The 12,850-nt window shown below is 54.4% G+C and carries 14 protein-coding genes and 1 tRNA gene; 9 read left to right on the forward strand and 6 right to left on the reverse strand.

The features are described from left to right. Positions 1-5: 5 nt before the first annotated feature. On the forward strand, positions 6-461 hold the full coding sequence (locus GO984_RS06185; protein ID WP_157021667.1) for a hypothetical protein: 456 nt from the start codon (positions 6-8) through the stop codon (positions 459-461). Beyond that, positions 448-1,053, forward strand: coding sequence for a 3-isopropylmalate dehydratase small subunit (gene leuD, locus GO984_RS06190; protein WP_157021668.1), 606 nt, complete (start codon positions 448-450; stop codon positions 1,051-1,053). The genes GO984_RS06185 and leuD overlap by 14 nt, the downstream gene beginning before the upstream one ends. Positions 1,054-1,126: 73 nt before the next feature. Here the strand turns inward: leuD and GO984_RS06195 are convergent, their stop codons facing one another. Continuing rightward, positions 1,127-1,411 (reverse strand): hypothetical protein, encoded by a 285-nt coding sequence (locus GO984_RS06195; RefSeq protein WP_157021669.1) that lies wholly within the window; start codon positions 1,409-1,411, stop codon positions 1,127-1,129. A 225-nt stretch (positions 1,412-1,636) separates the two neighbouring features. Between GO984_RS06195 and GO984_RS06200 the strand changes: the two genes are divergently transcribed. From GO984_RS06200 to GO984_RS06210, 3 genes are all read left to right on the forward strand, one after another. Continuing rightward, positions 1,637-2,158 (forward strand): HdeD family acid-resistance protein, encoded by a 522-nt coding sequence (locus GO984_RS06200; protein ID WP_138161122.1) that lies wholly within the window; start codon positions 1,637-1,639, stop codon positions 2,156-2,158. Between the two features lie 333 nt (positions 2,159-2,491). Continuing rightward, positions 2,492-3,325, forward strand: a complete 834-nt coding sequence (locus GO984_RS06205; RefSeq protein WP_167740241.1) for a hypothetical protein — start codon at positions 2,492-2,494, stop codon at positions 3,323-3,325. Then, on the forward strand, positions 3,322-4,362 hold the full coding sequence (locus GO984_RS06210; RefSeq protein ID WP_157021671.1) for an endonuclease/exonuclease/phosphatase family protein: 1,041 nt from the start codon (positions 3,322-3,324) through the stop codon (positions 4,360-4,362). Before GO984_RS06205 ends, GO984_RS06210 begins: the two co-directional genes overlap by 4 nt. Here the strand turns inward: GO984_RS06210 and GO984_RS06215 are convergent. Continuing rightward, complete coding sequence (locus GO984_RS06215) at positions 4,291-5,214, reverse strand: sugar nucleotide-binding protein (protein WP_157021672.1); 924 nt, start codon at positions 5,212-5,214, stop codon at positions 4,291-4,293. The genes GO984_RS06210 and GO984_RS06215 overlap by 72 nt on opposite strands. A gap of 93 nt (positions 5,215-5,307) precedes the next feature. On the opposite strand from GO984_RS06215, the gene GO984_RS06220 reads away from it, so the two are divergent. The 4 genes from GO984_RS06220 (at position 5,308) to GO984_RS06235 (ending at position 8,785) form a co-directional block, all read left to right on the forward strand. Further along, entirely contained in the window at positions 5,308-6,210 is a 903-nt protein-coding gene (locus tag GO984_RS06220) for a LysR family transcriptional regulator (protein ID WP_157021673.1), read from the forward strand. Positions 6,211-6,293: 83 nt separating this feature from the next. Then, positions 6,294-7,397 (forward strand): 3-isopropylmalate dehydrogenase, encoded by a 1,104-nt coding sequence (gene leuB / locus GO984_RS06225; RefSeq protein ID WP_157021674.1) that lies wholly within the window; start codon positions 6,294-6,296, stop codon positions 7,395-7,397. Positions 7,398-7,707: 310 nt separating this feature from the next. Next, complete coding sequence (locus GO984_RS06230; protein ID WP_157021675.1) at positions 7,708-8,652, forward strand: DMT family transporter; 945 nt, start codon at positions 7,708-7,710, stop codon at positions 8,650-8,652. A 56-nt stretch (positions 8,653-8,708) separates the two neighbouring features. Then, positions 8,709-8,785 (forward strand) — tRNA-Pro (locus GO984_RS06235). Between the two features lie 170 nt (positions 8,786-8,955). Here GO984_RS06235 and GO984_RS06240 read toward each other — a convergent pair. The 4 genes from GO984_RS06240 to GO984_RS06255 form a co-directional block, all read right to left on the reverse strand. Next, positions 8,956-9,840 (reverse strand): isocitrate lyase/PEP mutase family protein, encoded by an 885-nt coding sequence (locus tag GO984_RS06240; protein ID WP_157021676.1) that lies wholly within the window; start codon positions 9,838-9,840, stop codon positions 8,956-8,958. A 5-nt stretch (positions 9,841-9,845) separates the two neighbouring features. After that, positions 9,846-11,117 carry a TRAP transporter large permease subunit gene (locus tag GO984_RS06245; protein ID WP_167740256.1) on the reverse strand — a complete coding sequence of 424 codons (1,272 nt, stop codon included), beginning with the start codon at positions 11,115-11,117 and terminating at the stop codon, positions 9,846-9,848. Beyond that, positions 11,117-11,605, reverse strand: coding sequence for a TRAP transporter small permease (locus GO984_RS06250; RefSeq protein ID WP_138161114.1), 489 nt, complete (start codon positions 11,603-11,605; stop codon positions 11,117-11,119). The genes GO984_RS06245 and GO984_RS06250 overlap by 1 nt, the downstream gene beginning before the upstream one ends. Positions 11,606-11,681: 76 nt before the next feature. Then, entirely contained in the window at positions 11,682-12,671 is a 990-nt protein-coding gene (locus GO984_RS06255) for a TRAP transporter substrate-binding protein (RefSeq protein ID WP_157021678.1), read from the reverse strand. Positions 12,672-12,850: the final 179 nt, after the last annotated feature.

Here is a 12,850-nt window from a genome sequence, read left to right on the forward strand (position 1 = left end):
TAATCGTGGCAGAGCTCTCCGATATCACATCCCGGCACGACGCGGCCATCGCAGCGATGGCGAAGCGACGTACCGGGAAATACGACCGTCCAGTAGTCGTCGTTTCTGATCTTGGTAAGTCAAAAAATCTTGAAGAAGAGCGCTCTGTTTTTAATGCTATTGGCCTAACTTTGGCATGCAAATTTGAGACTGGCGAATGGGACTATGAATTCTGTGATTGCGTGGCCAACGATCTTTGGTGGTTAATGTTGGATCGCTTGGACGCCCCACATGGAGAAAAAATTTCGTTGGCCGAAACCATGAGTAATGTCTTTTTTGCTTTCGATGATGGTGAATATCGCCGTCCAGGAGACCCAAAAGATCTAGACCCAATAGCTTTTTACACGGTTCCAGAAATCAAACGAATTCTCTCCCAACACACGGAGAGTAAATCTGAGGAGTCCATAAATGGACAAGTTTGAAAAACTTCAGGGCATCGCTGCCCCTATGCCGTTGGTCAATATCGACACCGATATGATCATCCCAAAAGTTCACCTGAAATCGATCAAGCGGACCGGTTTTGGCAAGAACCTGTTCGACGAGATGCGGTTCAACCGTGATGGCACCGAGATCGCTGATTTCGTGCTGAACAAACCGCAGTACCGCGACGCTGACATTCTGGTGGCCGGTGACAACTTTGGCTGTGGCTCATCACGCGAGCACGCGCCTTGGGCGATTGCTGATTTTGGTATCAAATGTGTGATCTCGACCTCATTTGCTGACATCTTCTTCAACAACTGCTTCAAGAACGGCATCCTGCCAATCGTCCTGCCACAAGAGCAGGTCGACATCCTGATGGCTGACGCTGAAAAAGGCGCAAACGCACGGATGACCGTGGATCTGGTAACCCAGGAAATTACCACATCCGATGGCGATGTGATCAAGTTCGACGTGGATGCCTTCAAAAAGCACTGCCTGCTCGAAGGTCTGGATGACATCGGCCTGACCATGGAAAAAGCGGCTTCGATCGACACCTTCGAAGAAAAGGCCGCTCAGTCACGCCCTTGGGTCTGACCTGCGATTTGCCAAAGACACACAAAAGGCCGCTCAGAAATGGGCGGCCTTTTTTAGTATTGTCTCTGACAGATCAGTTGCTCGCGAAGACTTCCCCGGCGTGAACACCTTCCATCGTCATGGTAAATTCACCCGCAGCCTGTTTTCGAACCTCAGCAATCTTTTCCTGAGCAGCGGCAGCGGTTGCAGCATCTGAATACTGTGTAATCACACACATGGTTAAATCACCGGTGCGTACCATCTGCACACCTGTTGCCCCAACTGACATAACCAGCGGAACGTATTTTTCATTTGCAGTAGCGATCATTTCGTCTGACATTTCTTCGGCAGACCAAAGGGTCAAAGTAACGTAAGCCAATACTCGTACTCCCTAAAAACACAGCGAAACAGAATCGCTGAATGGCCGACCTTAACACATTCACAGAACCTGCCCGACCGCCAAGCAGAACACCTTCGCCGTTATGCAAAAACCTTCGGTAGCTTTCCCCCTGCCACTATGGGTAATGTCAGCCCACCCAGGGTCTTGATCCCAATAGAAATGCAGGGTCCGCTTAAAAGTTTTTTGATTTTCAGGAGAAATATAATGTCAGACTCGGTGAAATGGATGTTGCTAGGCGCTCTATCGCTGTTCTTTAGCATTCTGGTTTTGGGCAATACCGTCATTGCAACCATGGCAGTCACCACCCTGACAGGTGCGATGTTGATGGTGTCTGGTGTGTTCCAGGTCATCGGTGGTTTTTCCAGCACCGAATCGACAGGCAGCAAGATTTTTGGCATCCTGATGGGACTTCTGATGGGTTTTCTCGGCACCAACTTTCTGTTCAACCCACTGCAGGGCGCCATTTCCCTCACCATGCTAATACTCATCCTTTTGATCTCTAGCGGCATTGTCCGATTGATCTTTGCATGGAAGATGCGCAGCACCGTATATTTTTGGCCAATGATCCTGTCTGGTGCAATTTCTGTACTGCTGGCTGGCTATATCTGGACCAATTTTGCTGCCGCCTCTTTGACTTTTCTGGGCATAATGCTGGGCATCGAATTGATGATGAACGGGTTCAGCCTAATTGTCATTGGGCTCTCAAGCCGCAGCCAGAGAGACTGAACCAGCCAATTGAGTCCACACAGCGTACCGGGCCGTCAGTTCAACTGGCGGCCCGGTAAGCCCTATGGGTCTCCTCAGGGTCGCCACAACATATAGTGCGCAAAGCTAGATACCCCTAAATACTGAGGTTTTCATGATGCATTCTCGCACCACTACTCCCACCATAAACCCTACCAACGGCGGTATTTGCTGCTCAGATCTTGAGGGGAATCGTGAAACAAGGCACAAATAGGGCGCAAATGAGGCACAGCGATCCCAGACCACCGGGGTTGCGTCAAAGTGGAACAAAGGTTCGGCAACGTATCGACCTGTCCAGTTTGAAGGGAACGAACAGTGTTAGCACGCATAACAGGCGCAGCTATGCGCGGTATACTTGTGGCATTTCTAATTGCCATGCCGTCATTGCTACTGCCAAATTTCGCAACGGACTCTGCTGAGATCGTGGCCTTAATGGCCCTACTCGGAGGCATATTGACCTTTGCCGAGTACTATTCCAACTTCCCCAGCTTCATTGAATTTCGCGAAGCACCACCGCTAAACCGGATGCGGTTCATATCCTTACTGGTGACCATCGGAATTCTGAGCCTGATGGCACGTCACCCATTTGAACCCACAGGCCTCACAACCCTTATCCACGGCATGGGTAGTAAACTTGGGAACGCGCTGGATTTCTCATACTCACCTGTGCATCTGGTCACACTGATTATGCCGCCACATGCATCAGCCGAAACGGTGAGCATGGTCCGGGCGGCAGCAGGCCTTGCCTATGTGATCGGACTGATCAGTGTTGCGGTCTTCTTCTTCACGATCCACATCCGCAATTGGCCCGTCGCCAATGGCGCCTTCAACGTCTGGGTAAATTTACCCTTGTTTGATCCAACCACAGGTGGCGATGTCGTACATCGACTGCAACGTGATGGCCGGATCAATTTGATATTCGGCGTATTGCTCCCCTTTGCAATTCCTGCGGCAGTATCCGCATTGTCAGCAGTATTCGACCCAGCGGTCCTAAGTCATCCGCAAACTCTGGTCTGGATGATCGGCGCATGGGGGTTCCTGCCCACATCCTTGGTGATGCGCGGAATGGCAATGTTGCGGGTGGCAGAGCTGATCGAACAAAAGCGCCGCCGCGCTTATGCAAACGCTGAGGCTATACAAACAGCATGAGGTGGCTGGCCGCACTTCTGCTGCTGTCTCTTACCACGCCAAGTCATGCCGACACCCTACGCATTGCCAGCTTCAACACGGAATTGTCCCGCGACGGCCCTGGTCTGCTTTTCCGGGACATAGAGCGCGGTAACGACCCCCATATCAGCGCAGTCGTGCAGACGATCGCCGGCGCGCATCCAGACGTGCTAGCCCTGCAAGGCATAGACTGGGACTATGAAGGTCGGGCGCTGAATGCGCTGCAAAGCCAATTGCAAAAACATGGTGTGCATTATCCGTATCTTCTCGCCCTACAACCAAACTCGGGGCTGGCCAGCGGTCTTGATCTGGACGGCAATAACCAGTTTGGCGAACCTCGAGATTCGCAGGGTTATGGCACATTTACTGGCCAAGACGGCATTGCTGTACTGTCACGCCTGCCTATAGACGACGCTTTGGTGCAGGACTTCAGTTCGCTGCTGTGGCGTGATTTGCCCGGCGCCCTACTCCCGCAATACCCCGATGGGACCCCATTTCCATCAGCGCAGGCTCAGGCCGTACAGCGCCTTTCCAGTACAGGCCACTGGGTAGTGCCACTGACCCTACCTAATGGAGAACGGTTGAACCTGCTGACATTTCAGGCTGGACCTCCTCTTTTTGACGGACCCGAGGATCGCAACGGTCGGCGCAACCACGATGAAATCCGCCTTTGGCAACTACTGCTCGACGGCGACCTGGGCCCGGTGCCCGGATCGCCCTTTGTAATTGCAGGTGGCGCTAATCTGGATCCAGACCGCGGCGATGGGCGGCGCGAAGCCATTCGGTCATTGCTCGTTGAGCCAAGACTACAGGACCCACGTCCCTCCAGCGCCGAAGCAGACATCAACACTGTGCAATGGAAGAACGCCGGACGGATGCGGGTAGACTATGTTTTGCCCTCTGCAGACCTGAAGGTGCTTGATGCTGGTGTTGTCTGGCCACCTGTTTCAGGTCAAGCCGGGGTTGCGTCCAGTCGTCATCACCTGGTTTGGGTGGACATTGCGCTCGACCAACCCTGAGGGCAAAGCTGCATCAAGTGCGACATCGAGTGGGGTTTGCCGCAAATCAGGCAATAGGCGCTCAAGCAAGGTCCCATCCAGACGGTGGGCCGTATCCCATAGATAGCGCATTTCCAGCAGACACCGCCCCATAGGCCAAAACGGTCGTGCCAGCTGCAATGGCCACCAGGACATGGACTTCAGTTGCACAGGTCGCGCGACTGCGCCATTCACCGCATCAAACATTTGCTGTCCGGTCAACGTATACCCGGAAAAGGGAATATCGGCATAAACCGGCAGCACGTCACGTTTCTCAACCAAACCCACCACAGCGCGCGCCAAGTCCGGCAAATAGGCCCAGGCATGCGGCACATCGGTTTTCCCCGGATAGGTAAAACGACCCTTAGCCAAATCTTTGGTCAGGATCAGGTCAAACCAATTGCCCGAGGCCTCAGTGTCAAGAAAATCACCTGACCGCACCACAATTGTAGAGACGCCAGAGCGTTTATAGGCAGCCTCCATTTCAACACGAATGCGACCCAATGGGTTTTTCGCGCGATGCGAGGTATTTTCCGACCAGGGGCTGGGCGTGTCTTCGCCAAACACATATACATTGCCCGGCACAACAACTGTTGCCCCATTCGCCCGCGCTGCTGCAATGACCTGCGCATGCAACTCGGGCACCTGTTTCGCCCAGTCAGGATAAGCCGGGTTCCACCCGTTTATGATCACCTGCACACCAGATGCTGCATCCATCAGATTGCCATGGGTGCGGTCAAAATGCTGGACCTGCCAGCCTGCTTCAGAAAATGCAGTTGAACAGGCCCGGCCAAACCGGCCACTCGCGCCAAGTATCAAAACACTACGGGTCATAACTCAGTCTCCAAATTGCTATTGGTGACACATTATCCATTCAATATACGCAGGGGGATTGCCGAAATACGCAGGTCATGTATTCATAATTGAATGAGTCAAACACCTCCTCTTCCCGATTGGTCGTTGATCCAGAGCTTTCTTGCTGTCGCGGAAACAGGCTCGCTTTCCGGTGCGGCGCGACGGTTAAACCGTAGCCAACCCACTTTGGGACGCCATATTCAGAGCCTTGAGCAGGATCTCGGCAGTCAGCTGTTCGAACGCCATGCCCGCGGCTTGCGCTTGTCCGCTGATGGCACCCGGTTGCTGCCTATGGCGCAACAGATGAATGCGCAGATGAATGCGATTGCGCTAAACGTTGCGGGGCAGTCGCAACAGCTGCAAGGAACGGTACGCATTACCGCCAGTGTATTTGCCTCCCATTACCTGCTGCCGCCAATCCTGGCCCACATCCGAAAAGAAGAACCGCTGATCGAACTGGAACTGGCCCCCTCTGACAGCAGCGAAAACCTGCTTTTTCGTGCCGCTGATATCGCGGTGAGAATGTACAGGCCCAGCCAACTCGATATTGTGACCCGCCACGTTTGCGACCTACCGTTGGGTATATTTGCCGCACAGAGCTACCTGTCACGCAGAGGTTCCCCCAATACACCCGATCAATTGCGCGAGCATGATCTGGTTGGTTATGATTCAAACGAGCTGATCTTGCACACCACCCGCTCACTTGGCTGGTCGATGGAGCGCAGCAATTTTGCGACACGCTGCGATAATCAGGCAACCTACTGGCAGCTGGTCCGGGCTGGCTGCGGCATCGGGTTTTCTCAATGTAACGTTGGTCGTGCAGATCCACTGGTAAAAGAGCTAGATCTAGGAATTGAGATCCCCCCGCTACCAGTCTGGCTCGCAGCACATCAAGCCATGCGGCAAACTCCTCGGATCGCCCGTGTCTGGTCACTGCTGGCCAAAGGCCTGCAACAGGCTACACCTTTGCCCTAGCCCCCCCGTTCACCTTCGCGCGTTATTGACCCTGCGGACCCTAGCGGGTACCTCCGGTACAACCGATTTCAAGGAGTATCCGCATGTCCAACCCTTCGATTCTGATTCTGCCCGGCGACGGCATTGGCCCCGAAGTCATGGCGCAAGTCACCCGGATCATCGACTGGTATGGCGAAAAGCGGGACCTGGCGTTCGATGTCAGCACCGACCTTGTTGGCGGCGCCGCCTATGACGCCCACGGTGTTCCGTTGCACGACGACACAATGGCCAAAGCCATGGAAGTTGACGCCGTTCTGCTCGGTGCTGTAGGTGGCCCGAAATACGACGATCTGGACTTCTCGGTGAAGCCCGAACGCGGCCTTCTGCGCCTGCGCAAGGAAATGGATCTGTTCTCCAACCTGCGCCCCGCCCAGTGCTTTGACGCCCTGGCTGATTTCTCCTCGCTAAAGAAAGAGCTGGTCGCCGGTCTGGACATCATGATCGTGCGCGAACTGACCTCGGGCGTCTATTTCGGCGAACCCCGCGGCATCTTCAACGAAGGTAACGAGCGCGTCGGCATCAACACCCAGCGCTACACCGAGTCTGAAATCGAGCGCGCAGCCCGTTCGGCCTTTGAACTGGCCATGGTCCGCAACAAAAAACTCTGCTCGATGGAAAAAGCCAATGTGATGGAGAGCGGCATCCTGTGGCGTGAAGTTGTCACGCGTGTGCACGCTGACTACCCCGAGGTTGAGCTGTCGCACATGTACGCCGACAACGGCGCCATGCAGCTGGTCCGCGCACCGAAACAGTTCGACGTGATCGTCACCGACAACCTGTTCGGCGATATCCTATCCGACTGCGCAGCCATGCTGACCGGCTCGCTGGGTATGCTGCCCTCTGCCTCGCTTGGTGCCCCAATGGACAATGGCCGCCCACGCGCCATGTACGAACCTGTACACGGCTCTGCCCCGGACATCACCGGTCAGGCCAAGGCCAACCCAATCGCCTGTATCCTCAGCTTTGCTATGGCCCTGCGCTACAGCTTTGCCGAAGGCGCCGAGGCTGACCGCCTAGAGGCCGCTGTTGAATCCGTGCTGGCCGACGGTGTCCGCACTGCTGACCTGCTTGGCGAAGAGGGCGTAACACCCGTCTCGACCAGTGAAATGGGCGACGCTGTTCTGGCTGCACTGGACGCCAGCCTGTAAAATTTAGCTTCGTGCTACCAAAACTTGGCCCCGCCTGCATAAGTCAGCGCGGGGCTTTTTGTTACTGGAACATTCGACACAACGGAGACAGCTATTGGTGACACAGTGTTTGCCGGATTCACGATAGCTGCTTAGCACTGTAATTCATCTCAGGTCATTCACCCCACCGCCTTTTCCAGGCTCGCGCTGCCATTCAAGTATGTTTCGAATCCCGCTCTTTTATTTTTTCATATATGAGCGTCACAGTTAGCCTGTAGACTTACCCCAACAACCTTGACCGTATGCCACAACCCAAAACCACTGGTGACCTATGAACCTGAAAGCTGCTGTGCTGGCTCTGCTGGGCTATGCCATTTTCTCGACCCACGACGTGGTGGTCAAATATTTGGGGGCCAGCATGTCCCCTTTTCAGCTGGTGTTTTTTAGCAGCCTGCTGTCGTTTCCTCTGGTTACGCTGATGTTGATCAGAGATCCGGCACACGGCAACCTGCGGCCGCAGCATCCCTGGTGGATGGCCCTTCGGTCTATAGCGGTGTCCCTGGTACCTGCCAGCGCCTTCTACGCGTTTTCTCAACTGCCACTGGCCCAGGCCTATGCTCTATTGTTTGTAACCCCCCTGTTAGTAACCTTGCTGTCCATTCCTGTTCTAAGGGAACAAGTTGGACTGCCCCGGATGCTAGCCGTTGTTCTTGGATTCATAGGTGTCATGGTCGTTCTGCGTCCTGGCGGTACCGAATTCGGCTGGGGGCATGCCGCGGCACTTTTGGCCGCATTCGGAAACGCTCTGCAATCTGTGATCTTACGCAAAATTGGCACCCATGAACGCCGGGTGGTCCTGATGATCTACCCGCTTATGACCACCTTTGTAGCGATGGGAATCGCGTTGCCCTTCGTTTATGTACCGCTTGAAGCATCGGCACTGGGCGGCCTTGTAGTTGTTGCCATATTTGGCTTTTTCGCCACCCTATTGATGGTTAGCGCCTATACCCTCGGCGAGGCCGTGATCGTCGCGCCGATGCAATATTCACAGATCATCTGGGCCACCCTGTTTGGATTTTTCCTGTTCGGAGAGGCCATCGATCTCAGCACCCTTCTGGGAGCGGGAATCATTATCGCCAGTGGTATTTTCATCGTCATCCGCGAGGCCTCGGGCGGCCAGTCACGCAATACCCCAGTGCTGCAAACCCGGACCCGTGGCTACACCTCTGGGGGCGTCAATATCTCGCTGCTGCTAAAACGGAAGTCGAACAAATAAACTCTCGATATTAGGCTTGCATATCCGCTTCGAAGCATCTATTCCGCCCTCACGGTCGGGCTATGGCGCAGTCTGGTAGCGCACCTGTTTTGGGTACAGGGGGTCAGAAGTTCGAATCTTCTTAGCCCGACCAATTTTCCCTACAAAGACCAGCTTATGCCGGTACTCACCCACGGCATCCGGAACCCCGGATGCTGATCGGTGTTGCGAGAACCGGAATGCACATTCCAGACTTCATTGCCGGGCGATCCACGGAATGACATTTGGAACCTGCCAGCCCTAGATCATCGACCAGAAAATGACCTAGTGCGGATCTTTCACAGTGCGGGCTGAACTGGTGTAGATTTCCGACTCTGCGTAATAGTCATCAAACCCAATTCGCTTTCGCAAATCACCAAAATCCATCAAGCTGTCGCGTGGTTGATCTTTCGCCAGCTGCTCCAACGTCTGAACCATCGCCCGCATTGCTGCTGACATCAGCGTCAGCGGATAGGCCGCGATGCGATACCCGATATCCTGCAGCACCTCGCGCGACAGATCAGGTGTTTCGCCGCCTTCGACGATATTCGCCATATTGGGTGCATCCGTCGCTGCACAGATCTCACGCATTTCAGCTTCGGACCGTGGTGCCTCGACAAATAGAATATCCGCCCCCAGTTCACGAAACTTTTGGGCCCGCGTCAGGGCCTCAGCCAGACCATGCTCATGACGGGCATCAGTACGAGCCAGGATCAGGATATCCGCCCCTGATTCGCGCGCATCCACCGCGGCGCGGATCCGGTCATAGGCTTCCTCGCGGCCGACCACTGCCTTACCCGGCGTATGGCCGCAGCGTTTGGGCGCCAGCTGGTCTTCGATCATGACTGCCGCACAGCCCGCTGAGGCCATGCCTGCCACCGTGCGCCGCACATTCATCGCATTGCCATACCCGGTGTCGCCATCCCCAATCATTGGGATCGACACCGCGCCAGCAATGTTACGCGCATGATCCACCACTTCCCCATAGCTCATCAAACCCAAGTCAGGTGCGCCAATGCGACTGGCCGAAGCTCCAAACCCAGTCATGAAGGTCAGCGGAAAACCGGCCTGCTCAACAAGTTTGGCTGAGAGTGCATCATAGGCACAGGGCATGGTGTGCAAACGAGGTTGCGCCAGAAGGGCACGCAGTTGGTCAGCAGGAGTTGTCATGGCAATCACAGTTTGAAAGGAATGTAGAGGGCGAGGTCAGGAACCAAATACAGGATCACAACACAGAGGAACATCAGCAGCAGGAATGGTACCGCACCGCGTGCCACATCTCCCAGCGTTGCACGGGCTACCGATTGGATCACGTAAAGGTTCAGGCCGACCGGAGGAGTAATCAGCGCCGCTTCGACCATCAGCACCATGAAGATGCCAAACCAGATCGGGTCAAAACCCAGCCCCATGGCAGCGGGCAACAAAACTGGCGTCATGATCAGCACCATTGACAGCGCCTCAAGAACCAGCCCCATCACCAGCAAAATCAACGCCACCAGCACCACGAATCCGACCGGGCTGCTAACCGCATCGGACAAAAAGGCGCTAATGTCCTGAGGAATGCGGTACAGGGTGATGGCTTTGCCAAACACTTTGGCCCCGGCGACGATCATCAAGATCGCAACTGTGGTGGCCATAGCGTCTTTGGTTGCTTCCCAAAACTGTGGCCAAGAGAGTGTGCGCAGCACCAGCACGGTAATCACCACAGCGCCAGCAAAGCCAATTGCCGCTGCCTCGGTTGGGGTAAAAGCACCGCCATAGATACCGGCGACAACAACCGCCGCCAGCGCCATAGATGGAAAGGCGCGCAGCGTCGCGTGGCTGCGTTCTGGCCAACTGGCCTTCTCTGACCGCCCCATACCCCGCATTGACGCATAGACCATAGCGTAGCCGCCAAACAGCACCAGCAGCAGCAAGCCGGGCCCGACCCCAGCCAGGAACAGAGCAATCACTGATTCTTCGGTAACAAAGCCATAAACAATCATCGGGATCGATGGCGGGATGAGAATGCCCAGAGTACCGCCCGCCGCGAGCAAGCCAAAAACAAAACGCTTTTCATAGCCACGTTTCAGCATTTCGGGAATAGCTACGGTGCCGATCGTGGCTGCAGTGGCCACTGATGACCCCGAGATAGCCGCAAACAACCCGCAGGAAATCACCGTCGCAACAGCCAGCCCACCGGGCCAGTGGCCAACCCAGGCCTGTACAGCCGCGTATAGGTCTCTCCCCACTCCCCCTTTTAGCAAGACGTTTGACATCAACAGGAACAGCGGCACCGCCAGCAAGATAAACCCATCCAGCGTAGAGAGTATGGCCTGCGGTGCCATCAGCGGCGAAAACCCACCAACGACCAACATCGACAGGCCCAGCCCCCCCAATGCAAAGGCCACAGGAACACCCAACAGAAGCAGTGAAAACAGCGCCAGAAGAATCAGGAATACGGTAATCATTCATGTTCTCCTTCGGCTACTATTTCTCCTCGTGCAGCGCGTAAAACTTCAATTAGAGACTGAATAAACAACACAGCAAAACCAAAAGGCACGGCCAGTTCTACAATCCAGATCGGCAAGTCCAGCATAGAGCCTGTTGTGCGGCCTCTCACGAAACTTTCATGGAAGATCTTCCAGCCGTAAGCCCCTACAATTGAAGAAAATACCGCAACCGCTGCCATAGCAAAAACATCCGCAACGATGCGGCCAGATCGTGGCAAATGACCAATCACAGCGGTAATCCGGATATGTCGCCGCTCCCGCAGGCACCAAGGAGACGCAATCAGGGCGCCCCAGATCAAGCAACCTTGGCTTAACTCCGCAGCCCAAATCGTTGGGTTAACAAAGAAATAACGCGCCGCAACTTCGTAGGTGAGCATGATCCCGGCGACGACAAACAGAATCGCAGCCAGCCAGGCAAGCATGGTGACAAACCGGTTGAACATAGTCTTTTAACTTTCGGATTTTGAACAGCAAAAGGCCGGACCAATATTCAAGTCCGGCCTGATCTTTAGTTCAAGCTTAGTACTGCTCTGCTGCCGATAGGATCTGGGCGCCCAGATCGCCAGTTTTGGCGCGATATCCGTCATACACCGAAGCCGAGGCTGCTTTCCACGCGTCGATCTCTTCAGCGGTTGGGTGATAGACATTCATGCCTGCTTCCTCAGCTGCGGCATAGGCGCCAGCTTCGATCTCAGTCACCTTGTTGCGCACGGTCAGTTCTGCCATCAGCGCCGCGTCGCTCATGACCTTCTGATGCTCTGCAGACAGGCCATTCCACCAGTCAGTATTGGCTACAACGATGAATTCAATGTCTGCATGATTGGTCACGGTGATAGTGTCCATCACCTCCCACAGCTTGCGGGATTTAACACCAGATACGCCTGTCATACCAATGTCGACTGTACCACGCTGATAGGCGAGGTACTGCTCTGAACCCGAAATCAACGTCGGTGCGCCACCCGTTGAGGTGACGAAATCACCTAAGGTTTTACCAAATACGCGTGCTTTCTTTCCAACCATATCAGCTGGTGTTTTGACTGGGCCATCTTTGGACAACATAATCGCCCCGCCATAGGCCTGCCACCACATCACTGTAGACCCTGTTTCTGCAATGGCGGCATCAATTGGCCCACGCACATCACTACCCGGCGCGGTCGCTTTGCGTACTTTTTCTTCAGAATTGAACAGGAACGGCATATAGAACACGTCCACTGCGGGTACATCGCCAACGTAACGAGTCAGTGAAGCAACGCCCATTTCGATTGCACCAGATCCAACAGCGGCTGGAACTTCTTTGTCTTTGTACAGTTGCGCACTGTCATAAATCTCGACCGCGATTTCACCATTGGAATTTGCTTCGACCTCGGACTTGAACAGCGCAAGGTTTTGACCCAAATGACTTTTCAGCGGCAGTTGCAGTGAAATACGTGCGGTCACATCCGCTGCAAAACCTGGCACCGCAGTACCCAATGCCAGCGCGATACCCGTAAGTGTTGATGTCAGTTTCATAAAATTTCCTCCCAGAAAATTAGGAGGCATGATTATCAATCGTCTATTAGCCGTCAAGCACCCTGACAAAGTGGTCGAATAGCGCACGCAAAATTGGGTTCTTCCACGCCTTTTTCCATACAGGTACACATTGTACCAATGTATCAATCACGATTGTATCAAGAAGGGGTGCTCTTGTA

This window comes from Parasedimentitalea huanghaiensis (assembly GCF_009753675.1).
In the GTDB taxonomy this organism is placed as follows: domain Bacteria; phylum Pseudomonadota; class Alphaproteobacteria; order Rhodobacterales; family Rhodobacteraceae; genus Parasedimentitalea; species Parasedimentitalea huanghaiensis.

Bases quoted from the DNA above. Each gene is read 5' to 3' on its own strand.
- leuD (WP_157021668.1), top strand. From the start codon at position 448: ATGGACAAGTTTGAAAAACTTCAGGGCATCGCTGCCCCTATGCCGTTG.
- GO984_RS06200 (WP_138161122.1), top strand. From the start codon at position 1,637: ATGTCAGACTCGGTGAAATGGATGTTGCTAGGCGCTCTATCGCTGTTC.
- GO984_RS06210 (WP_157021671.1), top strand. From the start codon at position 3,322: ATGAGGTGGCTGGCCGCACTTCTGCTGCTGTCTCTTACCACGCCAAGT.
- GO984_RS06215 (WP_157021672.1), bottom strand. From the start codon at position 5,214: ATGACCCGTAGTGTTTTGATACTTGGCGCGAGTGGCCGGTTTGGCCGG.
- GO984_RS06220 (WP_157021673.1), top strand. From the start codon at position 5,308: ATGAGTCAAACACCTCCTCTTCCCGATTGGTCGTTGATCCAGAGCTTT.
- leuB (WP_157021674.1), top strand. From the start codon at position 6,294: ATGTCCAACCCTTCGATTCTGATTCTGCCCGGCGACGGCATTGGCCCC.
- GO984_RS06230 (WP_157021675.1), top strand. From the start codon at position 7,708: ATGAACCTGAAAGCTGCTGTGCTGGCTCTGCTGGGCTATGCCATTTTC.
- GO984_RS06240 (WP_157021676.1), bottom strand. From the start codon at position 9,840: ATGACAACTCCTGCTGACCAACTGCGTGCCCTTCTGGCGCAACCTCGT.
- GO984_RS06250 (WP_138161114.1), bottom strand. From the start codon at position 11,605: ATGTTCAACCGGTTTGTCACCATGCTTGCCTGGCTGGCTGCGATTCTG.
- GO984_RS06255 (WP_157021678.1), bottom strand. From the start codon at position 12,671: ATGAAACTGACATCAACACTTACGGGTATCGCGCTGGCATTGGGTACT.